At 29.7% G+C, this 26,602-nt stretch carries 24 protein-coding genes; 12 read left to right on the top strand and 12 right to left on the bottom strand.

The annotated features are described in order from the left end of the window. Positions 1 to 32: 32 nt before the first annotated feature. Positions 33 to 626, top strand: coding sequence for a DUF1801 domain-containing protein (locus Q0958_RS07150; protein WP_299121605.1), 594 nt, complete (start codon positions 33 to 35; stop codon positions 624 to 626). On the opposite strand, the gene Q0958_RS07145 is transcribed toward Q0958_RS07150, so the two are convergent. From Q0958_RS07145 to Q0958_RS07125, 5 genes are all read right to left on the bottom strand, one after another. Then, complete coding sequence (locus Q0958_RS07145; protein ID WP_299121601.1) at positions 623 to 997, bottom strand: DUF4258 domain-containing protein; 375 nt, start codon at positions 995 to 997, stop codon at positions 623 to 625. The two genes, Q0958_RS07150 and Q0958_RS07145, sit on opposite strands and share 4 nt — an antisense overlap. A 131-nt stretch (positions 998 to 1,128) precedes the next feature. Beyond that, positions 1,129 to 1,839: a DUF6733 family protein gene (locus Q0958_RS07140; protein ID WP_299121598.1), complete on the bottom strand. Its 711-nt coding sequence runs from the start codon at positions 1,837 to 1,839 to the stop codon at positions 1,129 to 1,131. Between the two features lie 4 nt (positions 1,840 to 1,843). Then, the gene (locus tag Q0958_RS07135) at positions 1,844 to 2,617 is read right to left on the bottom strand and encodes an enoyl-CoA hydratase-related protein (protein ID WP_299121595.1); all 774 of its coding nucleotides are present in this window, start codon (positions 2,615 to 2,617) and stop codon (positions 1,844 to 1,846) included. Positions 2,618 to 2,643: 26 nt separating this feature from the next. Beyond that, the gene (locus Q0958_RS07130; protein ID WP_299121592.1) at positions 2,644 to 3,957 is read right to left on the bottom strand and encodes a hypothetical protein; all 1,314 of its coding nucleotides are present in this window, start codon (positions 3,955 to 3,957) and stop codon (positions 2,644 to 2,646) included. Positions 3,958 to 3,962: 5 nt separating this feature from the next. After that, positions 3,963 to 5,597, bottom strand: a complete 1,635-nt coding sequence (locus tag Q0958_RS07125; RefSeq protein WP_299121590.1) for an AMP-binding protein — start codon at positions 5,595 to 5,597, stop codon at positions 3,963 to 3,965. Between the two features lie 156 nt (positions 5,598 to 5,753). Between Q0958_RS07125 and Q0958_RS07120 the strand changes: the two genes are divergently transcribed. Next, positions 5,754 to 6,500 (top strand): response regulator transcription factor, encoded by a 747-nt coding sequence (locus tag Q0958_RS07120; protein ID WP_299121587.1) that lies wholly within the window; start codon positions 5,754 to 5,756, stop codon positions 6,498 to 6,500. After that, positions 6,463 to 7,968: a HAMP domain-containing sensor histidine kinase gene (locus Q0958_RS07115; RefSeq protein WP_299121584.1), complete on the top strand. Its 1,506-nt coding sequence runs from the start codon at positions 6,463 to 6,465 to the stop codon at positions 7,966 to 7,968. Before Q0958_RS07120 ends, Q0958_RS07115 begins: the two co-directional genes overlap by 38 nt. On the opposite strand, the gene Q0958_RS07110 is transcribed toward Q0958_RS07115, so the two are convergent. Genes Q0958_RS07110 through Q0958_RS07095 form a run of 4 tightly spaced genes read right to left on the bottom strand, consistent with a single transcriptional unit; the run spans position 7,963 to position 11,727 of the window. Continuing rightward, positions 7,963 to 9,159, bottom strand: a complete 1,197-nt coding sequence (locus Q0958_RS07110) for an alanine dehydrogenase (RefSeq protein WP_150898566.1) — start codon at positions 9,157 to 9,159, stop codon at positions 7,963 to 7,965. The two genes, Q0958_RS07115 and Q0958_RS07110, sit on opposite strands and share 6 nt — an antisense overlap. A 13-nt stretch (positions 9,160 to 9,172) precedes the next feature. After that, positions 9,173 to 9,577: a tRNA (adenosine(37)-N6)-threonylcarbamoyltransferase complex ATPase subunit type 1 TsaE gene (gene tsaE, locus Q0958_RS07105; protein WP_299121575.1), complete on the bottom strand. Its 405-nt coding sequence runs from the start codon at positions 9,575 to 9,577 to the stop codon at positions 9,173 to 9,175. 39 nt (positions 9,578 to 9,616) lie between these two features. Then, positions 9,617 to 10,180, bottom strand: a complete 564-nt coding sequence (locus tag Q0958_RS07100) for a DUF1287 domain-containing protein (protein WP_299121572.1) — start codon at positions 10,178 to 10,180, stop codon at positions 9,617 to 9,619. Then, the gene (locus tag Q0958_RS07095) at positions 10,180 to 11,727 is read right to left on the bottom strand and encodes a bifunctional response regulator/alkaline phosphatase family protein (RefSeq protein ID WP_299121569.1); all 1,548 of its coding nucleotides are present in this window, start codon (positions 11,725 to 11,727) and stop codon (positions 10,180 to 10,182) included. The genes Q0958_RS07100 and Q0958_RS07095 overlap by 1 nt, the downstream gene beginning before the upstream one ends. Positions 11,728 to 11,876: 149 nt before the next feature. On the opposite strand from Q0958_RS07095, the gene Q0958_RS07090 reads away from it, so the two are divergent. The 9 genes from Q0958_RS07090 (at position 11,877) to fabG (ending at position 22,828) form a co-directional block, all read left to right on the top strand. Then, positions 11,877 to 13,109 (top strand): HD domain-containing protein, encoded by a 1,233-nt coding sequence (locus Q0958_RS07090; RefSeq protein WP_299121566.1) that lies wholly within the window; start codon positions 11,877 to 11,879, stop codon positions 13,107 to 13,109. 60 nt (positions 13,110 to 13,169) lie between these two features. Next, positions 13,170 to 14,210, top strand: a complete 1,041-nt coding sequence (gene lpxD, locus Q0958_RS07085) for a UDP-3-O-(3-hydroxymyristoyl)glucosamine N-acyltransferase (RefSeq protein WP_299121562.1) — start codon at positions 13,170 to 13,172, stop codon at positions 14,208 to 14,210. Beyond that, positions 14,203 to 15,594, top strand: a complete 1,392-nt coding sequence (locus Q0958_RS07080; RefSeq protein WP_299121559.1) for a bifunctional UDP-3-O-[3-hydroxymyristoyl] N-acetylglucosamine deacetylase/3-hydroxyacyl-ACP dehydratase — start codon at positions 14,203 to 14,205, stop codon at positions 15,592 to 15,594. Before lpxD ends, Q0958_RS07080 begins: the two co-directional genes overlap by 8 nt. Before the next feature lies 1 nt (position 15,595). Further along, a complete protein-coding gene (lpxA, locus tag Q0958_RS07075) occupies positions 15,596 to 16,381 on the top strand; it encodes an acyl-ACP--UDP-N-acetylglucosamine O-acyltransferase (protein WP_235275295.1) in 786 nt (261 codons plus the stop codon). 66 nt (positions 16,382 to 16,447) lie between these two features. Next, positions 16,448 to 17,014, top strand: coding sequence for an elongation factor P (gene efp, locus Q0958_RS07070; RefSeq protein ID WP_299121555.1), 567 nt, complete (start codon positions 16,448 to 16,450; stop codon positions 17,012 to 17,014). A gap of 34 nt (positions 17,015 to 17,048) precedes the next feature. Then, entirely contained in the window at positions 17,049 to 17,969 is a 921-nt protein-coding gene (locus Q0958_RS07065) for a UDP-3-O-(3-hydroxymyristoyl)glucosamine N-acyltransferase (RefSeq protein ID WP_299121552.1), read from the top strand. A 73-nt stretch (positions 17,970 to 18,042) separates the two neighbouring features. Next, on the top strand, positions 18,043 to 18,915 hold the full coding sequence (sucD, locus tag Q0958_RS07060) for a succinate--CoA ligase subunit alpha (protein ID WP_150898576.1): 873 nt from the start codon (positions 18,043 to 18,045) through the stop codon (positions 18,913 to 18,915). A 101-nt stretch (positions 18,916 to 19,016) separates the two neighbouring features. Then, positions 19,017 to 21,989, top strand: a complete 2,973-nt coding sequence (locus Q0958_RS07055) for a M16 family metallopeptidase (RefSeq protein WP_299121548.1) — start codon at positions 19,017 to 19,019, stop codon at positions 21,987 to 21,989. Positions 21,990 to 22,081: 92 nt separating this feature from the next. Then, complete coding sequence (gene fabG, locus Q0958_RS07050; protein ID WP_150898578.1) at positions 22,082 to 22,828, top strand: 3-oxoacyl-[acyl-carrier-protein] reductase; 747 nt, start codon at positions 22,082 to 22,084, stop codon at positions 22,826 to 22,828. Between the two features lie 223 nt (positions 22,829 to 23,051). On the opposite strand, the gene Q0958_RS07045 is transcribed toward fabG, so the two are convergent. The 3 genes from Q0958_RS07045 to Q0958_RS07035 all read right to left on the bottom strand — a co-directional run bounded on the left by Q0958_RS07045 (position 23,052) and on the right by Q0958_RS07035 (position 26,584). Further along, positions 23,052 to 23,456 (bottom strand): helix-turn-helix transcriptional regulator, encoded by a 405-nt coding sequence (locus Q0958_RS07045; RefSeq protein ID WP_299121544.1) that lies wholly within the window; start codon positions 23,454 to 23,456, stop codon positions 23,052 to 23,054. A gap of 432 nt (positions 23,457 to 23,888) precedes the next feature. Next, on the bottom strand, positions 23,889 to 25,211 hold the full coding sequence (locus Q0958_RS07040) for a HAMP domain-containing sensor histidine kinase (protein WP_299121541.1): 1,323 nt from the start codon (positions 25,209 to 25,211) through the stop codon (positions 23,889 to 23,891). A 2-nt stretch (positions 25,212 to 25,213) separates the two neighbouring features. Then, positions 25,214 to 26,584, bottom strand: coding sequence for a sigma-54 dependent transcriptional regulator (locus tag Q0958_RS07035; protein WP_299121538.1), 1,371 nt, complete (start codon positions 26,582 to 26,584; stop codon positions 25,214 to 25,216). Between the last annotated feature and the right edge of the window lie 18 nt (positions 26,585 to 26,602).

Genomic DNA, 26,602 nt, shown 5'->3' with positions numbered 1-26,602 from the left:
AGTATCAACTAATTAAAAAGTAAAATTAAAGAATGAACGAAAAAGTAGTACAATATATTACTGATAAAAATAATTGGACGCAAGAGTTAAACCTCTTGCGTTCGGTTTTAATAGAATTACCTTTAGAGGAAACTATAAAATGGGGATCGCCAGTTTATGTTTATAAAGGTAAAAACATTGTTGGAATGTCTGCCTTTAAAAACTATTGTGGTTTGTGGTTTTTTCAAGGAAGTTTTTTAAAAGACGGTCAAAAAGTTTTAGAAAATGCTCAAGAAGGAAAGACCAAAGCAATGCGTCAATGGCGCTTTTATAAGATAGAAGAAATAGATGTTGAATTGCTAAAATCTTATGTTCTTGAAGCTATTAAAAATTCTGAAGAAGGAAAAGAATTAAAGCCTAAGAAAAATACAAAGCCATTGATAATACCAAACGAATTACAATCTGAACTAGATAAAGATGAAAAGCTAAAAGAAAGCTTTGAAAAATTTACCTTAAGTAAAAAAAGAGAATTCACTGATCATATTTCAGAAGCTAAAAGAGAAGCAACTAAATTAAAACGATTAGAAAAAATAATACCAATGATTTTAAATGGAGTTGGATTATATGATAAATATAAAAACTGCTAGTTGTTTATGGTTATTGATTTAATAGTAGAAGTAGAATCGCATCTAACAATGTAAAGATCAATGTGATCTAAGCTATCTTTTCCAGTAATAAAATACTCAGCACAAGGTTTTAAACGAGGTTTGCTTTTTCCAAAATCAACATCTCCATATTTTAAAACATTAGAGATAGTAGCAGTATCTATAGGTGAATTTGTTAACGTTTGTTGAGCACTGTTTGAAAATAAGCGCTTTTTAATACGGATAGTTTTTAAAGTACGTGCATCCATACCATAATCAAAAGTAACATCTTTTCCTTTCCAAATAAAAAGTACAACTATTGATCCAAGAGCTAAACCTATAAGGTAGTAACCAAAACGTTTTAATAAATTCATAATTTAATTTTGAGCTGCAAAAGTATTGATAAAAAAAATATTCCCAATGAAACAGCGCAATCTTTTTACAGATTACGCTGTTTTGTTGCTATTAACTTTCTACTAATAGCATTCTCCCCAAACAATACCTATTAAATAGGTATAAAAGCTTGTATTTTATAAAATTCGTTTGCATTTACATTATCATTGGAAATATTAGGCCCAAAAGCAAAACGGAACCAAACACCATTATCTAAAGTAGTTTTGATATAACCGCCTAAGAATTGATACAAGGTTACTTTATTTCCATTATCAACTCTTGTTTGACCTAAATGTTCATAAAAACCACCAAGCGATAAGTATTTATTTACTTTAAACCCTGGAATAACCCAGTTTAACATCAAGTCTTGTGAATTTCCTTCACCTCTTAAACTTTTATAGTAAGCTGTATAAGCTTCAAGTTCAAATCTTCCTGAGTTATGTACCAAAAATAGACTAGGTATAATACTTTCAGCTATTTTAGTTCCAGCTGTTTGTGATAATAATTTACCATGTCCAAAACCTAAACTAGGATTGATAAACCATTTTTTATTTTTGGATACAAACCCCAAACCAACTCCAGTTTCTAAGAATAAATCTTTTCCTTGGTTCCCAAAAGAAGGGTTTACCCAAAAAACACTATAAAAGGTTAATTTCTTTCGAGGTTTTAATTCATAAGAGCCTAAAAATACATTGTTAAAACCTGCACCGCTATTATGTATAGGCATGATTGCAAAAGTGGTTTTACTAGCTTTTTTTTCTTGTGAATAAAGAGTAAAGGTTAATAATAAATTTATGACTGTAATTAAATATATTTTTTTCATGTTATTAGTTTTTATGAGGAGTGTTAAATTGTGGAATTCGCTTTTCTATAAAAGCATTCATTCCTTCTTGTTGATCATTAGTGTTGAATAGTGAATGGAATAATTTTCGTTCAAAAACAATTCCCGAGGTAAGTCCAGTTTCTAATGATTGATTAATTGCTTCTTTAGCTATTTTTAAAGCTGTTTTTGAATAATTTGAAATGTTATGAGCTTTATTCATCACAGATTCCATAAAATTCTCTTCAGAAAATAGCTGTGAAACCAAACCAATTGAATTAGCTTCTGTTGCCGTTATATCTCTACCTGTGAGAATAATTTCCATGGCTTTAGCTTTACCTATAAGCTTAGTAAGTCGCTGTGTACCACCAATTCCAGGAATTACTCCAAGTTTTATTTCTGGTTGTCCAAATACAGCATTGCTTGAAGCATATAAGATGTCAGACATCATAGCGAGTTCACAACCGCCTCCAAAAGCATGACCAGAAACAGCCGCGATTATTGGAGTTTTTAGTTTAGTAAATCGCTCCCAATGGTTAAAATAATCTTCTTCAATCATTTGAGAAGCATTCATTTTATTCATTTCTTTAATATCTGCACCAGCACAAAAAAAGTCTTTGTTACCTGTAAGTACAATACAGCCTATTTTGGGATCTAAATCATATTTTTCTAATCCAATTAAAAGCTCATGCATAATCTCAGAATTCAAAGCATTTAAAGCTTTAGGACGATTTAATTGGGCAATAAGAACCCTGTCTATTTGTTTAAATAGTACATTCATGTTTTTAAAATTTTTAGATTAATTGTTTAAGAATCCCAAATAGCGCCATATGCTGGAATTCCTAAGTACTCCATATTATGCACCACTTTTTGAGTTAACTTTTGATTAGATATGCAGATTACTGCTTCTGCTTTAAAACTTTTGTAAGCTTTGTAGGCTAGTTTAACTAAATCGGGTTTGCCATTGGCGTCAGTGTCCCAGATAATAGCATTTGGTTGAACCGCTTTAATTTCATTTACAAGGTCTTCGCCATATGTTTTCTCAGGATTTCTAGTAGCCCATATTAACAAAGATGGAGTTTCATTTAATAGAAGATGAGGAATACATGGACCAATTCCACTACCAGTAGCAACCCAAATAACTTTATTAAATATCTTGTCAATATTTCCTACACCAGCAGTTGGTATACCTTTTACCCATATTTTTTCAGGTTTATCATTAATAAAATTACCTGTCCAATCTCCAGCTCTTGAAATTGTTAAACGAAAACCTTCTTTTTGTGGCGAAGGAACATTAGCAAAAGAATGCCATTCTAATAAAGGATTTCTACTTAAAGCGGTAGATGATCCAGCAAATGGAGTTACACCATAATTAAAAGAAGCTAGAGCAACATGATTTGATGGTTTTACAATGTCAATCTCTACTTTTTTCAAACGCAGCCATGGAAGTATAACACTTATTGTTAGCGTTACTAGTATCCAAAAGTTTGAGCTTTGTGCAATAGTTTCTAATGAATGTTGCATGTTTAAAAACAAAATCATTTGAACCCAGAAAAGAAATAAAACTGTCCATCCACCTAATCTATGTGCTATTTCAAATTGATTATGATATTTAGCTCTCATTTTAGGTAAAGCAGTTATTAAAATACCGATTAACAATATCAATATTAATGAAGTAACTAAAATAATAGGAAGGTTAACGTTATGAAGTTTATGTGTGAAATTATAGTATAAACTAATAACAAAAATAACATACCATAAGGTTCCCATAGTGGCACTAGAGCTATGTAATCCACCAAAATGATAAACTTTAGCACATATTCTTCTAATAAACAAAGGCCAGCTTTTAGGCACACCTGTAGCTATTTTAAAGAGTATATTAATAATATATTGTTGCCTTATTAATATAGCTAGAGAAAAATTATATAAAATCACTTCAGCTATTTTATCAAGTTGAATGTTGTTTAAAGAAAACCAATTCCATGTTGTAAATGCTTTTATCATTACAAAAGCGTTTATCAAAGTAATTAAGATAAATAGCCTATGATAAGGTATGAGCCATGGATGTTTTCCTAAACGATATAAAAATCCTTTTTTAGGAGGTAATACTATTGTTCCCATCTTAATTAGTTTAAAAAATCTTTTAATTCAGTCTTATTTATTTTACCACGAGATGTTTTTGGAAGTTCTTCCATAAAAATGAATTCACTAGGTAAATAATAATAGGGGAGTTCTTTAGAAATATTCTCTTTCAATAATTCTAAAACCTCTGTTCTATTTTTAAAAGATCCACTAATAAAAGAAACAAGAAAGTTTTGATGCTTTAGAGTTACAGCTCTTTTTACATTTGGATTTCGTTCAATTATTTTTGAAATAGCATCTAGCTCAACTCTAAATCCCTTGATTTTTACTTGATCATCAACTCTTCCATAATGGATAAGTTCTCCTTCTGAATTCCATTTACCAAGATCACCAGTATTAAACATTTGATCTCCGTTGTTTAAAAAAGGATCATAGGCATAGCGTTTCTTGTTTAACTCGTCATTGTTTATATAGCCTTTGGTAACACAATTACCACCAGCCCACATAATTCCTACTTCACCAATTTCACAAGGTTCTTTCTTTTCGTTTAAAACATATACAGTGTTGTTTGGGGTAGGTTTACCAATGGATAGTTCTTTATTTTTTAGATCGCATCTTTTCATGGTGTTTACAATAGTGGTTTCAGTAGGGCCACATGAATTGTAAAAATCACAAACTTTGGCCCACTTATTGGCTAGAATCTCAGGACAAGGTTCTCCTGCTACAGCAACAGTTTCTACCAACTTACATTTATTTACATCTATAGTAGTAAGTATGGTTGGTGTAGCAATAATTACATTAGCTTTTTCAGCAGTTTCTTGTATGTTTTTACCTCTAATCAATAAGGTTCCTCCATTTCCTAAACAACCAAGAATTTCCCAAGCAGCCATGTCAAAAGAAATATTGAGTATTTGAGCTACCTTAGTTCCTGATTTTATATTGAGGTTTCCTGGTGAAGTGTATAAAATGTTACACAAGTTTTTATGAGTAACTTGAACACCGTTTGGTACACCTGTTGTTCCAGAAGTGAATAAAATAAAGCATGTGGAATTAGGTGTGTTTCCTTTTTGATTAATCAGTTTTACATTTCCATATAAGTGTTTATAAATGTCTTTAGATAATTCATTATCTATGAACACAACTTTGCTTTCATTTTCAAATAAATCTTGATTTTGATAATTTGAATGCGAAACTATTATTGAAGCATTACTTAATTTGTAAATAGAATTAAGCATGTTTTTAGGAACTATTCTAGGGTCTTGAGGAACATAGATTGCTCCTAATTTTAAGCAAGCAATAATGCCTATTAGCATGTCTAAATAACGATGCATGTACAAGCCAATGCTGTCTCCAGAAGAAATTCCTTTTTGTTTTAATAAAAGAGCTAAAATAGTGGCTTGATTATCTAGCTCTTTGTAAGTAATTACTTTGTTTAAATGAATTGCGGCATTAGCTTTTGGTGTTTTTGAAACCCAGTATTCAAAGGCTTCTAAAATGTTTTTGTGTTTCGGAGGAACTAATGGTGCAATACCGTATTCAATAAACTTTTCTTGATCTTTAAGAGATAAATTACCAATTGTACTTTTTTGTATTGATGGTTTTAGGTAGTGTATTTTCTTTTTACCAATTTCTATCTTTCTTTCGTATAGAATATCATCATTTGAGGCTGTTTTTTTCATGGTGATTTAATTAAATTAATATTGATTTTACGCTGCAGCTTTGTTTTAATGATGTAAATAACTTTGAATGTTATCACAGAAGTATCACATAAAAATCATTTTTAAATCACAGTATATTTCTTTATGTTAGCTAACGAACCCCCGAAATTCTGTAAGATGAAAAAAATACTTATTATTGAAGATGATATCGCTATTGCCAAACTGATTGAATATAATTTACTAGATAGCCACTATAATGTAACAACTTGTTTAGATGGTTTAGATGGTTTAAATAAGACGTTAGAAGAAGATTTTTCCTTAATTATTTTAGACTTAACACTTCCTAATTTAAATGGTATAGAAATTTGTAAAGTTATTCGAAAACACAAGCAAACTCCTATAATAATGTTAACGGCTAGGAGTAATGAAATAGATAAAGTTTTAGGACTTGAACTTGGTGCTGACGATTATATAACAAAACCTTTTAGTGTTAGAGAATTGCTTGCTAGAGTAGCAGCTGTTATTAGAAGAAATACAACAGTTATAAATTCTAAAAAACATGATATTCATGATAAATTACAATTTGAAGAGTTGTATATAGATATTGAAAAACGAAAAGTAATAATTAACTCTGAAAAAATTAATCTTTCACCTAAAGAGTTTGAATTATTAGTTTTAATGGCTTCTACACCAGGTAAAGTTTTTAGTAGAGATACTTTATTAGATTTAATATGGGGCTATGATTTTGATGGTTATAGACATACTGTAAATTCACATATAAATAGATTAAGGAGTAAAATTGAAACAAATACTGATGCACCTAAATTTATACTAACTTCTTGGGGAGTTGGTTATAAGTTTAATGAAGAACTAAAATCTTTGAAAGGTGAATTTATACAGAACAGTTTCAAACAAGTTAATTAAAAAAATTAAGTGTGCTTTTTTTGTAATTATATTAATTATTGGAGGAGTTTACATTTACACTACTTTTTTTCTTTTAAAACAATTTTATAGTCAAACAACTCAACAGTTAAATGCTAATGTAGCTACTCATTTAGTTGAGGAAAAATTTAAAAATGATTCTCCATTTTTAGAAAATGGAGCAATAAATAAAAGTCTATTTAACGATTTGATGCACGATATGATGGCAGTAAATAGAGCTATTGAAGTGTATTTATTAAATGAAGAGGGAGGAATAGTTTATTCTGTTGTTTTAGAGCATAATGAGAATGATAAGAATATTAAATCTGTAGATTTAAAACCTATTAAGGAGTTTATTAAGAATAATCAATCCTATGTTTTAGGAGATGACCCAAGAGATGAAACCAATAAAAAGATTTTTTCGGCGGCTTATTTTGAAAAAGATGGTCAAGCTGGTTATATCTACATAATATTAGCAAGTCAAAAGTATCAACAAATTTGTGAGCAACTACTTACTAAGTTTTTTTTTGATTTAAGTATAGGATCTACTTTAATAACTATGTTGTTTGCTATAGTAGTAGGGTGGATAAGTATTTGGTTTTTAACAGGAAATTTACGTACAATTATACATTATGTAAATAAATTTAAAGAAGGAGATTTATCTAGTAGAATCCCAAATGCAGCCAGTTCTGATTTATCTACACTAGCTTTAACTTATAATAGTATGGCCGAGACAATAGCAAACAATATTCAGCATATAACAGAAGTAAATCAATTTAGAAAGGAGTTTATAGCAGATATAGCTCATGATTTACGAACTCCTTTAACTGCTATAAAAGGCTATATAGAAACTTTGAAAATAAAAGAGAATATAACTATAAAAGATCGATTTCTTTTTATGTCTATTATAGAAAATAGTGCTAGTCATTTAGGAAATATGATAAATGAACTTTTTGAGTATACTAAGTTTGAGGCAAAAAAAGTAACAGTTAAAAAAAGTTTTTTTAGTGTTACAGACCTAGTTTTTGAATTGCAAAAAAGATATGAACTTATTTCAACTACTAAAAAAATAACACTTTCTGTAGCTATTAAAAATAATATAGCATATGTATACGCTGATCAATTATTAATAGAAAGAGCTATTCAAAATATTATTGAAAATGCTATTAAGTTTACACCTAATCATGGAGAAATTAGCATAGAACTTTTAGGTAAAAATGAAGAATATGTAATATTAAAAATTATAGATACAGGAGAGGGAATATGTAAAAGAGAACAAAAACACATATTAAAAAGTTACACACAACTCAATACTTCTGATAAAAATAAAGGAATAGGTTTAGGTTTATCAATTGTAAAAAAGATACTAGAATTGCATCAAACTGAGTTGAGAATTACTAATAATAAGGATAAAGGTACTTGCTTTGAATTTACATTACCCTATAAATGTACTGAGAATAAGCTATTATAAAATTAATAGATTAATATCGCTAAAAGGTAAATCAAACCAATCAGCTACTGTTTTATTGGTTAAAATTCCGTGATAGAAATACATACCGTTTCTTAAACTATTATCAAAACGAGCAGCATTTTCAAAACCACCTTCTTCCGCAATATCTAATAGGTAAGGAGTAAAGATATTACTAATAGAAACAGAAGCAGTTCTGGCGTATCTTGATGGAATGTTGGGAACACAATAATGAATAACACCGTGTTGTGTAAAAGCAGGTTTACTATGTGTAGTAACTTTTGATGTTTCAAAACATCCACCGCGATCGATACTTACATCAACAATAACAGCTCCTTCTTTCATTTGTTCAATCATCCCTTCAGTAACTATCACAGGAGACCTATCTTTACCTCTAATGGCTCCAATAGCAACATCGCAACGCATTAGAGCTTTGGCTAATGTTTTTGGTTGTACAGTAGAAGTATAAATAGGCGATTGTATACAGTGTTGTAACTTGCGGAGTTTGGTTATTGAATTGTCAAAAACCTTTACTCGTGCGCCTAATCCAATAGCAGAACGTGCGGCAAATTCACCTACAGTTCCAGCACCTAATATAACCACTTCACTAGGAGGAACTCCACCAATATTTCCTAATAATAAACCATTACCACCGTTTGAAGTAGTCATCAATTCTGCTGCAATATGCATTGAGGCAATACCTGCTATTTCACTTAATGATTTTACAATAGGGTAAACCCCATGTTCATCTTTTATATAATCAAAAGCAATAGCTGTAATGCGCTTTTTTGCTAAAGCTTGAAAATACTTTTTATTTTGAGTTTTAAGCTGTAATGCTGAAATTAAAACAGCTTGAGGGTTTAACATCTTTATTTCATCTAAAGATGGTGGTTCAACCTTTAGAACAATATTGCAACCAAAAACTTCTTTAATATCGTATGATATTTTAGCTCCTGCATCAGAATATTCTTTATCGCTATAATTGGCTCCTTCACCAGCACCAGTTTCAACAACAATTCTATGGCCATGAGCAACTAAAGCAGATACAGCATCGGGAGTTAAACTAATACGTTTTTCTTCAAAATGTGTTTCTTTAGGTAGCCCTATGAATAATTCGCCCTTCTGCTTTTTTATTTCAAGCATTTCAGGTTGTGGCATTAATTGTTCTTTTGTAAAAGGTGAGATGTACCCCATTGAATTAGTTAGTTTATAGTTGAATATTACGTTGACCGTTTTCTAAAAGTGTAATTTTTATGGCAACGGCATCTAAAGGTAATAAATTTTTAACGTTTTCTGGCCATTCGATTAAACACCAGTTATTACTATATAAATAGTCTTCAATTCCCATATCATAAGCTTCTTCTTCGTCTTCTATACGATAAAAATCAAAATGATAAACAATGTCGTTGTTTTCAGTTTGGTATTCATTTACAAGAGAAAAAGTAGGTGAGTGGGCTATATCGTCAACACCTAAAACTTTACATATTTCTTTAATTAAAGTTGTTTTACCAACTCCCATATCGCCGTAAAATAAAAGCACTTTGTTTTTAGTGTTTTGTACAACTTCTTCGGCTATTTTAGTTAATTCGTTTAAAGAATAGTTTTTATTCATAATGCGCAAAAATAAAGAACTAAAAAATGTTAAGAAAATTTAGTTTTTGTATCTGTAGTGTCCAATGATTTTAAAATCAAAAAGACAATCTTCAAGTACTTGACCACTACCGATATTATGAACAATCATATATCGTTTTTTATCTTTTGATTTTTTATCAACAACAATTCCTATGTGTGTAATTCCACCTTGAAGATTCCAACAAACTATATCACCAGGAATATAATCCTCAGCTTTTTTGGATATAGGTTTTACAATTCCTTTTCTTTTAAAAAAGATCATTAAGTTTGGAACTCTTCTGTGATCTATATTTTTATCGGTAGATTTTAACCCCCAAATTTTTGGATACAAAGAAAAGTTACTTTTCATATCATTATGTACTTCTTTTTGTAAGTCTATTCCTAGTTTTCTATATGCTCTAATCACAACATCAGTACAAACACCTTTACCTGCAGGTACATCTCCATTAGGATAATCTATTGAAAAATAACTAGGATCATAAACAACCTTTTGTTTTGTTAATTCTAAACCAGCAGAGCTTAATTTATCTTCTTGAGCAAATAAAATCTGAGAGAAAAGAACAAAAAGGAGTAATAATCTCATTATTTTGGATTATAAATTGAACAAGGTATAATTACTTCTTCTAAAGAAATTCCTCCGTGTTGATAGGTGTTCTTGTAATATTTAACAAAGTGGTTGTAATTGTTAGGATAAGCAAAAAACAAATCTTCCTTAGCAAAAATAAAAGGGCTATTAATAGCTACACTTGGTAGAAAAATATCTTTTGGATTTTTAATTGCAAACACATCTTTATCTTCATAACTCAAACTCCTACCAGTTTTATAACGTAGGTTAGAGCTGATATTCTTATCACCAATTACCTTCGATGGGTTTTTAGAGTTAATAGTACCGTGGTCAGTAGTGATAATAAGCTTTTGACCTAGTTTTTGAGCTTTTTGAATAATATCATATAATGGTGAATTTTTAAACCAACTAACCGTTAAAGATCTATAAGCTTTATCGTCACCAGCTAGCTCTTTAATAACCTCCATTTCAGTTTTAGCGTGCGAAAGCATATCAACAAAATTATATACAACAACAGTTAAATCATTTTGTTTGGTGCTATTGTAATTATCCGCTAAATCTTTACCACTTTTTAAGGAAACAATTTTATAGTATTCGTGCTTAATATTTAAACTTAAACGTTTTATTTGAGCATCTAAAAAATTAGCTTCAAATAGGTTTTTACCACCTTCATCTGTATCGTTTTTCCAATATTCAGGATGCCTTTTTTCCATTTCAGAAGGCATCAGTCCAGAAAATATAGCATTACGAGCATATTGAGTAGCAGTAGGTAAAATACTATAATAAGAATGTTCTTCTTCTTTCTTAAAATAATTATTAATAAAAGGTTCAAGAACTCTATATTGATCGTAACGTAAATTATCAATTACAACTAACAGGACACCTTGGTCTTTGGATAAGTTAGGAACTATATAATCTTTGAATAAAGTATGAGAAAAAGTAGGTTTATCATCACTAGTTAACCAACTTTGATAATTCTTCTTAATGAATTTAAAAAATTGTGAATTGGCTTCAGATTTTTGAGATTCTAAAATCTCCAACATTCCAGTGTCATTAATATTTTCTAATTCTAGTTCCCAGTGAACAAGTTTTTTATATAACTCACTCCATTCTTCATAAGAATTTACCATAGCTAAATCCATAGAGATTTTTCTAAATTCTTGCTGGTAGTTAGAAGTCGTTTTTTCAGAAACTAAACGCGAATGATCTAAATTTTTCTTTAAACTTAATAATATTTGATTTGGATTAACTGGTTTAATCAAATAATCAGCAATTTTAGAGCCAATAGCTTCTTCCATAATGTATTCTTCCTCACTTTTTGTAATCATAACTACTGGAAGATTAGCATTTTTTTGCTTGATAGCCGATAAAGTTTCAAGTCCGGTAATACCAGGCATGTTTTCGTCTAAAAAAACAATATCAAAATTTTGCTCATCAACTAAATCTATGGCATCAGCACCATTGGTAGAGGTAGTAACAGAGTAATTTTTCTTTTCTAAAAATAATATATGTGGTTTTAATAAATCGATTTCATCATCAACCCAAAGTATGTCTATGTTTCTCATAAAATTTTTGTGTGTTACACTAAAAATAACGTTTAAATGATCTTTTGTTGTATTTCAAAAAGCTAAAAATACGTTAATAAAGCTTTTGTTAATTTGCTTTTGTTAATAAATTATGATTCTTTTGTTTTAAATAGAAGTATTTACATATTTTGAATAACCAAAAAACGAACAAATTAAAGATTATAAATGACCCGATTTATGGATTTATATCCATACCCAATTCATTAATCTTTGACATTATAGAACATCCATATTTCCAGCGTTTAAGAAGAGTTACCCAAATGGGATTATCCAATTTAGTGTATCCTGGAGCAAATCACACTCGTTTTCATCATGCAATTGGTTGTATGCATTTAATGCAAAAAGCTGTACGTATCCTTAGGACAAAAGGAGTAAAAATATCTGATGAAGAAGCAAATGCATTATACATAGCTATTTTATTACACGATATAGGTCATGGAGCTTTTTCTCACGCTTTAGAGCATAGTATTGTTAATGGAATAACGCATGAAGAAATTTCACTAAAGTTTATGAAAGCGTTAAATAAGGAGTTTAAAGGACAATTAAGCTTAGCAATTCAAATTTTTGAAGGAAAATATAATCGGGAGTTTTTATATCAATTAATATCAAGTCAATTAGATATAGACCGCTTAGATTATTTAAAGAGAGATAGTTTTTATACAGGAGTAGCTGAAGGGAATATTTCATCAGATCGTTTGATAACGATGATGAACGTTGTAAATGATGAATTGGTGATAGAACAAAAAGGAATATATTCTGTAGAAAAATTTATCATAGCAAGACGTTTAATGTATTGGCAAGTTTATTTGCATAAAACAGGTTTAGTTGCAGAAAATACTTTGGTAAACGTTTTAAAAAGAGCTAAAGAGCTAGCTATGAAAGGTGTTGAATTACCAGCTAGTAAAGCTTTTAAATACTTTTTATATACAAAAATAACAGAAGAGAACTTTACTAATGATACATTAAATATATTCTCAGAGTTGGATGACTATGATGTCATGGCAGCTATTAAAGAATGGGTTAATCATGAGGATTATGTATTATCTTTTTTAGCAAAAATGATTATTCATCGCAATCTTTTAAAAATTGAAATTCAAGGGAAGTCTTTTAAAGAAGAATATGAAGAGGAAATTTTTAATAAGGTTTTAAAGAATAAACACATAACAAAAGAAAACATAAACTATTTTGTAATCTCTAGTAAAGTTAAGCATCAAGCATATAATACTGATAAGCCTATTAAAATTTATGCAAAAACAGGTGAGTTAATAGATATAGCCAAAGCATCAGATCAATTGAACTTGAAAGCATTAACAAAACCAGTAATAAAACATTACTTATGTTATCCTAAAAAAATGGTTTAAAAAAATCATAAAAAGGACAAAGGAGATGTATTTGAACAAAAATAATTACTTTTGCAGATAATGAAATTTAAAGCAAAACAAATAGCTGATATATTAGAAGGTGAGATTGTAGGGAATCCTAATATAGAAGTATATAAACTTTCTAAAATAGAAGAGGGCTCAGAAGGGTCTTTGACTTTTTTATCAAACCCTAAGTATAATTCATATATATATACAACTAATGCTTCAGTAGCAATAGTTAATAAGAGTTTTGAACCAGAAAAAGAGATTGAGACAACATTAATTAAAGTTGATGATGCATATCAGTCTTTTTCAAAATTATTAGAGTTTTATAACGAAGCAAAAAATAATAAACAAGGAAGAGAGAATCCTCATTTTATAGCTGATTCAGCAAAAATAGGATCGAATGAATATATAGGAGCTTATGCCTACATTGGGAACAATGTTGTATTAGGAGAAAATGTAAAGATTTTTCCAAACTCGTATATAGGCGATAACTCTGTAATAGGAGATAATACTGTTATTTTTGCAGGAGTTAAGATTTATTCTGAAACACAAATAGGGAAGAATTGCAAAATACATTCAGGAAGTGTTATTGGAGCTGATGGATTTGGCTTCGCTCCAGATGAGAATGGAGAATATAAAGCAATTCCTCAAATAGGAAATGTTATTATAGAAGATAATGTAGATATAGGATCAAACTCTACAATAGATAGAGCTACATTAGGGGCTACAATTATAAGAAAAGGAGTAAAACTTGATAATCAAATTCAAGTAGCTCATAATGTAGAAATAGGAAAAAATACTGTGATAGCTTCTCAATCTGGTATTGCAGGTTCAACTAAGATTGGAGAGAACTGTATGATAGGTGGACAAGTAGGTATTGTTGGACATATTTCTATAGGTAATAATGTGAAAATTCAAGCACAGTCAGGAATAGGTAGAAATTTAAAAGATGGAGATGTAGTACAAGGTACGCCAGCATTTGGATACTCAGATTATAACAAATCCTATGTATATTTTAAAAAGTTACCAAAACTAGCATCGACAATAGATAAAATTGAAAAGGAGTTCAATGCTCAAAAAATAAAAAATGAGTAAACAACAAAAAACAATACAAAATGAAGTTACATTATCTGGTGTAGGGTTACATACAGGTAATGAAGTTACAATGGTATTTAAACCAGCACCAGTAAATAATGGATTTGCTTTTAAACGTGTTGATTTAGAAGGACAACCAATCATAGAAGCAAAAGCTGATTATGTAACAAATACTCAGAGAGGTACAAATCTTGAGAAAAATGGAGTACAGATTCAAACATCTGAACATGTTTTAGCGGCAGCAGTAGGTTTAGATATTGATAATTTAATTATCGAAATCAATGCGTCAGAGCCACCAATTATGGATGGTTCTTCTAAGTTTTTTGTTAAAGCATTAGAAGAAGCTGGTATTGTGGAACAAGATGCTGAAATTGAAGAGTATGTTGTAAAAGAAGTTATATCATATAAAGATGAGACTACTGGAAGTGAAATTATTTTAATGCCTTCTGAAGAGTATCAAGTAACAACAATGGTAGATTTTGGAACTAAGATTTTAGGAACTCAAAATGCTACATTAGATAAAATTTCTGATTTCAAAGAAAATATTTCAGCAGCAAGAACTTTTAGTTTCTTACATGAAATTGAAATGTTGTTAGAAAATGACCTGATTAAAGGTGGAGATTTAAATAATGCTATTGTATATGTTGATAAAGAATTATCAGAAAGTACAACAGAAAAATTAAAGAAAGCTTTTAAAAAGGACGATATAAAAATAAAATCAAATGGAATTCTAGATAATTTAGAATTACATTGGGCTAACGAGGCTGCTCGTCATAAATTATTAGATGTAATTGGTGATTTAGCTTTAGTAGGTACTCGTATTAGAGGTAAAGTAATAGCTAATAAACCAGGACACTTAGTAAATACTTTATTTGCTAAAAAGCTTGCTAAAATTATTAAGAAGGAAAAGCGTAATAATGTGCCAACATTTAATTTAAATGAAGAGCCATTAATGGATATCCATAAAATTATGGATATTTTACCTCACCGTCCACCATTCTTATTAATTGATAGAATTTTAGAGTTATCAGATAAGCATGTGGTAGGGATGAAAAATGTAACAATGAATGAAGATTTCTTTGTTGGACATTTTCCAGGAGCACCAGTAATGCCAGGAGTTTTACAAGTAGAAGCAATGGCTCAGTGTGGAGGAGTACTAGTATTAAACACAGTACCAGATCCAGAAAACTATTTAACTTATTTCATGAAAATGGATAATGTTAAATTCAAACAAAAAGTATTGCCAGGAGATACCTTAATTTTTAAAGCAGAATTAATAACTCCAATAAGAAGAGGTATTTGTCATATGCAAGCATATACATATGCGAATGGAAAGATAGTAGCAGAAGCAGAATTAATGGCGCAAATATCAAAAGTAAAATAGTATGAATCAACCACTAGCATACGTACATCCCCAAGCAAAAATTGCTAGAAATGTAGTTATTGAACCTTTTACAACAATTCATGCTAATGTAGAAATTGGCTCAGGAACATGGATTGGTTCTAATGTAACAATTATGGAAGGAGCTCGTATAGGAAAAAATTGTAGAATTTTTCCTGGAGCAGTTATATCAGCTATACCTCAAGATTTAAAATATAACGATGAGGAAACCACAGTAGAAATAGGTGATAACGTAACTATTCGTGAATGTGTTACAATAAATAGAGGGACTACAGATAGAATGAAAACAGTAGTAGGAGACAACTGTTTAATTATGGCTTATTGCCATATTGCTCATGATTGTTTCGTAGGAAACAACTGTATTTTTTCTAACAATACTACTTTAGCAGGTCATGTAAATATTGGAGACAATGTTGTTTTGGCAGGTATGGTAGCGGTACATCAATTTGCATCGGTTGGAAATCATGCTTTTGTAACAGGAGGATCTTTAGTACGTAAAGACGTACCTCCATATGTAAAAGCAGCAAGAGAACCTTTATCATATGTAGGAATTAATTCAGTAGGATTAAGAAGAAGAGGTTTTACAACTGAAAAAATTAGAGAAATTCAAGATATCTTCAGAATATTATTCCAGAAAAATTTCAATAACACTCAAGCAATAGCTATTATTGAAGCAGAAATGGAAGCTACATCTGAAAGAGATGAAATAGTTCAGTTCATAAAAGATTCTCATAGAGGAATTATGAAAGGATATTTTAAAACAAATTAAAATAAAAAATTAAGATTGTTTAATGACTTTATCGTTAGAACAATTTATAAAACAAACATAAATAGAATGGCTACAACATCAGATATTAAAAATGGATTATGTATGAAATACAACAACGATATATACAAAGTTGTTGAATTTTTACATGTAAAACCAGGAAAAGGTCCAGCGTTTGTAAGAACTAAGTTAAAAAGTGTTACTAACGGAAAAGTAATTGAAAATACATTTCCTTCAGGAAGAAAGATTGATGCAGTTAGAGTTGAAACACATAAATTTCAATATTTATATAAGGAAGGAGAAACTTTCCACTTTATGAATCAGGTTGATTATTCTCAAATCACATTAGAAAAAAGTGCTTTAGATGCACCAGAATTAATGAAGGAAGGAGAAATTGTAACTATTATAATCAATTCAGAAGATGAAATGCCTTTATCTGTTGAAATGCCAGCTAGTGTAATATTAGAGGTAACTCATACAGAGCCAGGAGTAAAAGGTAATACAGCAACAAATGCTACGAAGCCAGCAACTGTTGAAACTGGAGCACGAGTAAATGTACCTTTATTTATTAATGAAGGAGATAAAATTAAAATAGAAACAACAAAAGGTACGTACCAAGAACGTATCAAAGAATAAAAACAATTCCCGCTTTAGCGGGAATTTCTTTTAAATGAAATTTAAGCAAGCACAAACTTTAGAACAAATAGCTACATTATTAAATGTAGAATTTGTTGGCGATAAAAATTTTCCTGTAAAAGGAATAAATGAAATTCATGTAGTTGAAAAAGGAGATATTGTTTTTGTAGATCACCCAAAGTATTATGATAAAGCTTTAAACTCAGCAGCTACTACAATTTTAATTAATAAAAAAGTAGATTGCCCAGAAGGTAAATCATTATTAATTTCAGATGATCCATTTCGTGATTTTAATAAAATAACAAAACACTATAACCCGTTTATAGCTTCTCATAAAAGTATTTCAGATTCAGCTGTAATAGGGGAAGAGACAATAATTCAACCAAATGTATTTGTTGGAGAAAATGTTACTATTGGTAAAAATTGTTTAATCCATGCCAATGTAGTAATTAACAATGATTGTATAATTGGAGATAATGTAACAATTCATGCCAATACAGTATTAGGAGGAGATGCTTTTTATTATAAAAATAGACCAGAAGGATTTGATAAATTAATTTCTGGAGGTAGAGTTGTAATAAAAGATAATGTAGATTTAGGAGCTTCTTGTACAATAGATAGAGGAGTAACTGGTGATACAACCATAGGTAAAGGAACTAAGATTGATAATCAAGTACATATTGGACATGACACAATTATAGGTAAAAAATGTTTAATAGCAGCTCAAACAGGTATTGCAGGTTGTACAGTAATAGAAGATGAAGTAACTATCTGGGGGCAAGTAGGAATAATTAGTGGTTTAACTATAGAAAAAGGAACAGTATTAATGGCGCAAACGGGAGTTTCAAAGTCTTTAAAGAAGGGAACTTATTATGGAACACCACAAAGAGAATACCGTCAAACTATGCGTGAAGTTATCTATTTAAAAAACGCAACAAAACCAAATAAAAAGTAACGTAAATTTAATTGTGAAAAAACAATTAAAAAACTATTTTTGTCTGACTTAAAAATAAATAAAAAACAAACCAATGAGTGTTTTAGTAAATAAAGATTCGAAAATTATTGTACAAGGATTTACTGGTAGTGAAGGAACTTTTCACGCAGGTCAAATGATTGACTATGGAACTAACATCGTAGGAGGTGTTACACCAGGTAAAGGAGGTCAAGAACATTTAGGTAAGCCAGTTTTTAACACAGTTGCAGAAGCTGTTGAAAAAGCAGGAGCTGATACTTCTATTATTTTTGTACCACCAGCATTTGCTGCTGATGCAATTATGGAATCTGCTGAAGCAGGAATCAAAGTAATTATTTGTATTACTGAAGGAATTCCTACAGCTGATATGGTTAAGGTAAAAGCTTACATTGATAACTTAGATTGTACTTTAGTAGGACCTAATTGTCCAGGTGTAATTACACCAGATGAGGCTAAAGTTGGTATTATGCCAGGATTTATCTTCAAAAAAGGAAAAGTAGGAATTGTATCTAAATCAGGTACTTTAACATATGAAGCTGCTGATCAAGTTGTAAAACAAGGATTTGGAATTACTACAGCAATTGGTATTGGTGGAGATCCAATTATTGGAACAACTACAAAAGAAGCTGTTGAGTTATTAATGAATGACGATGAAACTGAAGCAATTGTAATGATTGGTGAAATCGGAGGAAACTTAGAAGCTGAAGCTGCTCGTTGGATTAAAGCTGATGGTAATCGTAAGCCAGTTATTGGTTTTATCGCAGGTCAAACTGCACCAGCAGGAAGAACTATGGGACACGCTGGAGCAATTGTAGGTGGAGCTGATGATACTGCACAAGCAAAAATGAAAATTTTAGCAGAAAATGGAGTACACGTAGTAGAGTCTCCTGCTAAAATAGGAGAAATGGTAGCAAAAGCTTTAGCATAGTTTTTTTATAAAAACTGTTAAAAAACTAAAATATATTTCTTTAAAATCCGTTGAATTTGTAAATTCAACGGATTTTTTAATTTAATCAAACACAAATACAAATGAAAACATTTAAATTGCTATTATTTAGCATGTTACTTGTTTCTGTAGTGAGTTGTAAAAAAACAACTACCTCTACAGCAAATGAAGTAATAACTGAACAACACACAAGTCAAGACGGTTTTAAATATGAAACTGTAACTAATGATCCAACAGGATTACGATTATACACTTTAGACAATGGTTTAAAAGTATATTTAAGTAAAAATACTGATGAACCAAAAATCCAAACTTACATAGCAGTAAGAGCAGGTTCAAATTATGATCCAAAAAACTCAACAGGTTTAGCTCACTATTTAGAGCACATGGTTTTTAAGGGAACTCACAAAATTGGTACTGCAGATTGGGAAAAAGAAAAAGAGTATTTGAAACAAATTTCTGACTTATATGAAAAGCATAGAGCAGAAGAGGATCCAGAAAAGAAGTTAGCTATTTATAAAGAAATAGATAAAGTATCTTTAGAAGCTTCTAATTATTCAGTAGCAAATGAGTATGATAAGATGACTGCTTCTTTAGGGGCTACAGGTACAAATGCTCATACTTGGTTTGAAGAAACTGTTTATAAAAATAAAATACCAGCGAACGAGTTAGACAAGTGGTTAGATTTAGAATCTGAGCGTTTTAGTACATTAGTTTTACGTTTATTCCATACAGAATTAGAAGCTGTATTTGAGGAGTTTAACAGAGGACAAGATAACGATTTTAGAAAGCGTTATGCAGCAATGTTAGACGGATTATTTCCAAAGCACCCTTACGGACAACAAACTACAATTGGTACAGGAGAGCACTTAAAGAATCCTTCAATGGTAGATATTCATAACTATTTTGACAAGTACTATGTACCAAATAACATGGCAGTAGTTTTAGTTGGAGATTTAGATTTTGACGCTACAATTAAGAAAGTAAACGAAACTTTTGGAAAGTTTAAGAAAAAAGAATTAGAGCACCCAGTTTTACCAAAAGAGGATCCAATTACTCAACCTATTATTAAAGAAGTATTTGGACCAACTTCAGAATCAGTATCTATTGCTTATAGATCAGGAGGAGTTAATACAGAAGAGGAAAAATATGTTACTCTTTGTGATATGATTATGGCAAATGGTAATGCAGGTTTAATCGATTTAAACTTAAACCAAAAGCAAGCAGTACAAAGAGCTAGCTGTTCTCCTACATTCTTAAATGATTATGGATACCACTCTTTCTCAGGAAATCCAAAATCAGGACAATCTTTAGATGAAGTAAAAGATTTATTATTAGAGCAAATTGAAAAATTAAAGAAAGGTGAGTTTGAAGAATGGATGATTGAAGCTGTAGTTAATGATTTAAAATTAAGTCAAACTCGTCAGTATGAGAATAATACAGCATTAGCTAGTGCATATTTTAATGCGTTTATTCACCATGAAAACTGGGCAGATAAAGTAAAATTCTTAGAAGATTTAAAGAAAATTTCTAAAAAAGAATTAGTAGACTTTGCTAATAAATTTTACCAAAATAATTATGTGGTAACATACAAACGTAAAGGAGAAGATAAGAACATCGTAAAAGTTCAAAACCCAGGAATTACTCCAGTTAAATTAAACAGAGATAAGAGTTCTGAATTCTTAAAAGAGTTTAATGAGAAAAAATCAGCACCATTACAGCCTAAGTTTGTAGACTATAAAACAGCTATTAAGGAAACAAAAATGGCTAATGATATTAAAGTATCATATGTTTTAAATGAAAACAATGATTTATTTGACTTAAATATCATTTTTGATATGGGTAAAGATAATGACAAAAAGTTAAGTCTTGCTGCTGGATACCTTGAATACCTAGGAACAGATAAATATTCTGCTGAGGAAATCAAAAAAGAATTTTATAAGTTAGGAGTAGATTACTATGTAATTGCTCAGGATGATAAAACATATGTAGGTTTAAGAGGATTAAAAGAAAACTTACCTAAAGGATTAGAGTTATTAGAGCACTTATGGGATAATGCAAAAGCTGACCAAGATGCTTACACAAAATATGTAGAGAAAATTTACAAAGGACGTCAGGACGGTAAAACTCAAAAAGGAAATATTCTTTGGAATGGTTTATACAGTTATGGTAAGTATGGAGAAAATTCTCGTTTAAGAGATATTATGCAAATTGATGAGTTAAAAGCTATCAATCCTGAAGATTTAGTGAACATTGTTAAAGGAATGAAAAATTACAAGCAACGTATTTTTTACTATGGAAAAGATATAGATGCAGCTGTAACTGCCTTAAACGATTACCATAAAATTTATGGAGAATTGAAAAATTATCCTGAAGCTAAAAAGTATGAAGAGTTAAAAACTGGTGGTAATGTATTCTATACAAACTACGATATGGTTCAAACAGAAATGATTTTCTTAGCAAAAGGAGAGCCTTTCAAGCCAGAAAACTTAGCAGCTTCAACTTTATTTAACACGTATTTTGGAAGTGGATTATCATCAATTGTATTCCAAGAAATTAGAGAAAGTAAGTCTTTAGCTTATTCTGCATTTGCTTCATATAGTAATGCAAGAAAGAAAGATGATCCTAACTATGTATTGGCATATGTTGGTACTCAGGCAAATAAATTATCGCAAGCAGTAGATGCTATGATGGATTTAATGAACAACATGCCTGAAGCTGAGAAACAATTTAATGCAGCTAAAAATGCTACATTAAAGAAATTAGCAGCTCAAAGAATTACAAAATCTAATATTTTCTGGTCTTATGAAAGATTAAAAAAGTTAGGTATTGATAATGACAACAGAGAAGCAATGTACAATACTATTAAGAATATGACTATTGAAGATCTAAAAGCATTTTTTGATAAAAACGTTAAAGGTGAGTCATATAACGTAATGGTAATTGGAAATAAAAAAGACTTAGATGTTAAGTCATTACAAAAATTAGGTAAGATTCAAGAGTTAGATGTTGATTACTTATTTAATTATGTAAATGAAAAAAAGATAAAGTCTTAGTAAAATAAAAATTTATCTACTTAAAATCCTGCTAAAGATTATTTTTTAGCAGGATTTTATTTTTATATTTGACCTATTAAAACAACTAATAAATGAGACTTTTAGAAAATAAAACAGCAATTATTACAGGAGCTACCAGAGGAATTGGTAGAGGAATTGCTTTAGAGTTTGCAAATCAGGGATGTAATGTTGCATTTACTTATAGTTCATCTGTTGATGCAGCAGTTGCATTAGAAAAAGAATTGGCAGAATTAGGAGTAAAATCAAAAGGATATCAATCAAATGCAGCTGAATTTGATGCAGCTCAAGAGTTGGCAAAAAATGTTTTAGAAGAATTCGGATCTATTGATGTATTAGTAAATAATGCAGGTATTACTAAAGATAATTTATTAATGCGTATTTCTGAAGATGATTTTGATAAAGTAATTCAAGTAAATTTAAAATCTGTATTTAATTTAACCAAAGCAGTTATTCGTCCAATGATGAAACAAAGAGCAGGTTCTATTATTAATATGAGTTCTGTTGTTGGGTTAAAAGGAAATGCAGGTCAAGCAAATTATGCAGCTTCAAAAGCAGGAATTTTAGGATTTTCAAAATCTGTAGCTTTAGAATTAGGATCTCGTAATATTAGAAGTAACGTAGTTGCTCCTGGTTTTATTGAAACAGAAATGACAGCTAAGTTAGATGAGAAAGTTGTAGAAGGTTGGAGAAATGAAATTCCTTTAAAAAGAGGAGGTACTCCAAAAGATATTGCAAATGCATGTGTATTCTTAGCTTCTGATATGAGTGCTTATGTAACTGGACAGACTTTATCTGTAGATGGAGGAATGTTAACATAGGAAGAGTAGCTTTGCAAAAGCTAGTTTTATAAAATAAAAAAGCCTGTATCATTTTTTGATACAGGCTTTTTAACTTAAAGGGCATCTTGGAGGGGACCAAGATAATAAGGGGTTTCTTGAGGGAATCAAGAAGATAAATATTTTCTTAGTAGGGGTCTAAGAAAAGAGGGGTTTTTCTTAGAGGGGTGATTGTCTATTAAGGGGCAGGGAAAATATTTTTACACTATCTTTTTTTATAGTCCTCAAAAGTGCCATCTTCATATAGCACAACAATGTTTTTTATTTTTTTATCTAGTATTCTCTGTTGCTCCTGTATGGAAATATTTTCGTTTTTTTTTGAAATATCGTCAGGAGAGGGATTTGAAAATAATGATGGAGAAGTGGTAGTTTCTTCAACATTTGTAAAATTATCTTTTATAGTATTAGGAAAATTTCCTTTACCATATACTAACCAATCTAATTCTACTTCTTCAAAAGCCTTTTCAACTTTTATAATAAAATCCAAGCTTGGTTTATTTCTTCCAGAGAGCAGGTGAGAAATACTTGATCTTGGTACATCAATTCTATCAGCAAAACTTGAAGCTGTTAAATTGTAATAGTCTAATATGCTTTTTAATCTCTCTATCATTTACAATTGTGAACGTATAATTATTGTTTACGTTTGTAAATATATGTAGATTTACTTTTGTAACCAAATATATTTGATAATTTCTCATTAAAAGGGTGTTTTAACCCTGAAAATCACTTTACTTAATAGTGTTTAATACTCTAACAAACAGTAAGTTAGATGTTTTTAATAGAAAAAAACTATATACTACTAAATATTAAACTCTTAATTAGTAAATTGACAGTATACACTTGTAACATACTTGAAAACACGAATATTTAAGGTATTTATAAGTATTACATATGTAATTTCATTAAAAACGGGTGTATGAGTTAGATACAATATCTAATATGATAGTATATAATCTATTTTAAGCCTTAAAAACTTAATATATAAGGTTATTAATCTAATCAAAAAGGGGATAATTAATAGTTTACAATTGTAAAAACGTGATTAATTAATAAATGTAACAGTAAAAACTGTATCACCTGGCTTAGATTTAAAATGTATAATACTATCATGAGCCTCAATTATACTCTTACTTAATGTTAATCCAATACCAGAGCCATCTTTTCGTGTAGTGAAGTAAGGGACGAATATATTATCCTTAATCTCTTCTGAAATTCCTATACCATTATCTTTAACCCTTAAATAGGGCTTATTAGCCTTATTAGCATCTATTTCTATTGTTATTACAGGGTTATCTATACCTTCTAAAGCATACAAAGAATTAGATAATAAGTTTATAATTACTTGCTCTATTTGCTCTTTATCTGCATAAATATCGCTGTTTACATTTGTAAACTTATGTAGTTTGATGTTTTTCGACTGAAATTCTTTGTTAAATAAGTTTAACGTATTATCGACAAGTGAAACTAAATTTAGTTTTTGCTTATTTGGTAATGGAAGTTCTGCTAGTTTTCTGTAAGTGTCTACAAAGGAAGTTAAATGCTTAGAACGCTTTTTAATAATTTTTAAACCAGTTGATAATTCTTCTAATGTTTCCTCATCTACTTCATCTTGAATCAAATCTTCTAAATTTTCAGCTAAACTGCTTATAGGTGTTATGGTGTTGATAATTTCATGAGACATTACATTCATTAATTTATACCAAGCTTCTTTTTCTTTTTTATTAATTAATTGTTGAATGGTTTCCAGAGTTATAACTAAATACTGATCTTCATTTGTTTGTGTAACAGAACTTTTAAAAAAGAAATCTTCTTCCTTATTATTTACTTTTAAAGAGATTGTATGCTTTAAGTGCTTCCATTCAGAAATAAAATCTGACAAGTTTCCAATTCTATCTTTTAATAAATTCCAATTATAAAACTTAGGAATTTTTAAAAAATCAATAAAGGCTTTGTTTATTTGAAATACATCAATAGTATTTTCAGGATCTTTTCTTAAGATAAGAACTCCAATAGTTAAGCTTTCTATTATATTACTAAAAATTAATGTTTCTGAAGTTGTTTGTAAACTTAACTTTCTATGTTTCTCTAGTAATAGAGCTGTTTTATTAAATAAAGGAGTTTCTCTTTTTTCTTTAGAAATGGTATTCGAATAGTCATTGTTTAATAAGCAATCAATAGATTTTTCTATATCAGCAAACAATTTTTTTAAAAAATCGATAAACAGAAATATTTGAAAAACAAATATTAATGAAAAACCAACACTATTAGCTATCAAACCTTTAGTATAAGTATAAAAAATAATGATTCCATTAATTGTCAGAAATAGAATTCGTAGTATTATCTGTGTAATTTGTGATTTTCCCAAAATTAAAGCCCAAATTTTTCTAAGCGCCTGTAAAGAGCCGCTCTTGTTAAACCTAAATCTTTTGAAGCTTTAGAAATATTACCCTGATGTTTATTCATTGCTTGTTGAATTAGCATTTTTTCAGTTTCTTCTAAATTAAGATTATCACCTAAAGATACATTCAATTTCTTTGTAGAAAAATGTAAATCTTCTAATTGAATAGTATTAGAATCGGTAATAATCACGGCACGTTCAATAATATGTTCTATTTCTCTAATATTACCAGGCCACTGATAATTTTTCATTGCATTGATAGCTTCCTTTGAAAATTCAATTATACTTTTTCTATATTTTTTAGAAAGTTTTTTCAAAAAGTGATTAGCTAATAATAAAATGTCATCTTTTCTTTCTCGTAATGAAGGTAGATTTAGTTCTATGGTATTAATTCTAAACAATAAATCTTGTCTAAAACTTTGTTCTTCAACCATATCATGAATTGGAGCGTTAGTCGCACAGATGATTCTTATATCAATATCACGTTGTGTACCTTCACCTAATCGTGTAATTTTTCTGTTCTGAATAACAGTTAATAGTTTAGCCTGTAAGTGGAGTGGGAGGTTTCCAATTTCATCTAAAAAAATTGTGCCTCCCTTGGCCAATTCAAAACGTCCTAAAGTATCTTTTTGAGCTCCTGTAAAAGCACCTTTTGCATAACCAAATAACTCACTTTCAAATAAATTTTCGTTTAAAGAACCTAAATCAACATGAATAAAAGGATGATTCTTTCTTTCAGATAATAAATGAATTTCTTTTGCAAACACGTATTTACCAGTACCGTTTTCACCCAATATTAAAATATTAGCATCGGTTGGAGCTACCTTTTGCATTAATTTCATTGCAGATTTCATCGCTGGAGAATTTCCAATAATATGTTCTGTTTGTTTATGGAAATCTTTATCCTGTTGTTCTTGAACTGTAGAAAGTTGAGAAGTTTTTCTTAATGAACGAGCCAATTCAACACCAGCATTTACAACACCATACAGCTTTTCTGTTTTCCAAGGTTTTAAAATAAAATCGGTAGCACCTTGTTTTATAGCATCAACAGCTAAATTGACCGATCCGAAAGCTGTCATTAGAATAACCGTAGTTTCAGGACTAATCTCTTTTATTTGTTTTAACCAATACAGTCCTTCTTTACCATCCTCAAAACCAATTCTATAGTTCATGTCAAGTAATACAACATCTATAGTAGTATTGGTTAAATGGTTACTAATTTTCTTAGGATTGTTTGTAGTGATAATTTCTGAAAAATATTTTTTCAAGCTTATTCTTGCAGAAAATAGAATATCATCGTCATCATCTACAATTAAAATAGTTGCATCTTTTTTTCTCATAATACTACATAATTACAT

The organism is uncultured Tenacibaculum sp., from assembly GCF_947499065.1.
Classification (GTDB): domain Bacteria; phylum Bacteroidota; class Bacteroidia; order Flavobacteriales; family Flavobacteriaceae; genus Polaribacter.
Note: the sequence above shows the minus strand (reverse complement) of the source record. Positions and strands in the feature narration are given on the sequence as shown.

Coding starts and splice junctions, on each gene's coding strand:
- Q0958_RS07035 (WP_299121538.1), bottom strand. CDS start 26,584: ATGAGAAAAAAAGATGCAACTATTTTAATTGTAGATGATGACGATGAT.
- Q0958_RS07145 (WP_299121601.1), bottom strand. CDS start 997: ATGAATTTATTAAAACGTTTTGGTTACTACCTTATAGGTTTAGCTCTT.
- lpxD (WP_299121562.1), top strand. CDS start 13,170: ATGAAATTTAAAGCAAAACAAATAGCTGATATATTAGAAGGTGAGATT.
- Q0958_RS07130 (WP_299121592.1), bottom strand. CDS start 3,957: ATGGGAACAATAGTATTACCTCCTAAAAAAGGATTTTTATATCGTTTA.
- Q0958_RS07140 (WP_299121598.1), bottom strand. CDS start 1,839: ATGAAAAAAATATATTTAATTACAGTCATAAATTTATTATTAACCTTT.
- Q0958_RS07120 (WP_299121587.1), top strand. CDS start 5,754: ATGAAAAAAATACTTATTATTGAAGATGATATCGCTATTGCCAAACTG.
- lpxA (WP_235275295.1), top strand. CDS start 15,596: ATGAATCAACCACTAGCATACGTACATCCCCAAGCAAAAATTGCTAGA.
- Q0958_RS07150 (WP_299121605.1), top strand. CDS start 33: ATGAACGAAAAAGTAGTACAATATATTACTGATAAAAATAATTGGACG.
- fabG (WP_150898578.1), top strand. CDS start 22,082: ATGAGACTTTTAGAAAATAAAACAGCAATTATTACAGGAGCTACCAGA.
- sucD (WP_150898576.1), top strand. CDS start 18,043: ATGAGTGTTTTAGTAAATAAAGATTCGAAAATTATTGTACAAGGATTT.
- Q0958_RS07045 (WP_299121544.1), bottom strand. CDS start 23,456: ATGATAGAGAGATTAAAAAGCATATTAGACTATTACAATTTAACAGCT.
- Q0958_RS07125 (WP_299121590.1), bottom strand. CDS start 5,597: ATGAAAAAAACAGCCTCAAATGATGATATTCTATACGAAAGAAAGATA.
- Q0958_RS07095 (WP_299121569.1), bottom strand. CDS start 11,727: ATGAGAAACATAGACATACTTTGGGTTGATGATGAAATCGATTTATTA.
- tsaE (WP_299121575.1), bottom strand. CDS start 9,577: ATGAATAAAAACTATTCTTTAAACGAATTAACTAAAATAGCCGAAGAA.
- efp (WP_299121555.1), top strand. CDS start 16,448: ATGGCTACAACATCAGATATTAAAAATGGATTATGTATGAAATACAAC.
- Q0958_RS07135 (WP_299121595.1), bottom strand. CDS start 2,617: ATGAATGTACTATTTAAACAAATAGACAGGGTTCTTATTGCCCAATTA.
- Q0958_RS07055 (WP_299121548.1), top strand. CDS start 19,017: ATGAAAACATTTAAATTGCTATTATTTAGCATGTTACTTGTTTCTGTA.
- Q0958_RS07110 (WP_150898566.1), bottom strand. CDS start 9,159: ATGGGGTACATCTCACCTTTTACAAAAGAACAATTAATGCCACAACCT.
- Q0958_RS07100 (WP_299121572.1), bottom strand. CDS start 10,180: ATGAGATTATTACTCCTTTTTGTTCTTTTCTCTCAGATTTTATTTGCT.
- Q0958_RS07080 (WP_299121559.1), top strand. CDS start 14,203: ATGAGTAAACAACAAAAAACAATACAAAATGAAGTTACATTATCTGGT.
- Q0958_RS07065 (WP_299121552.1), top strand. CDS start 17,049: ATGAAATTTAAGCAAGCACAAACTTTAGAACAAATAGCTACATTATTA.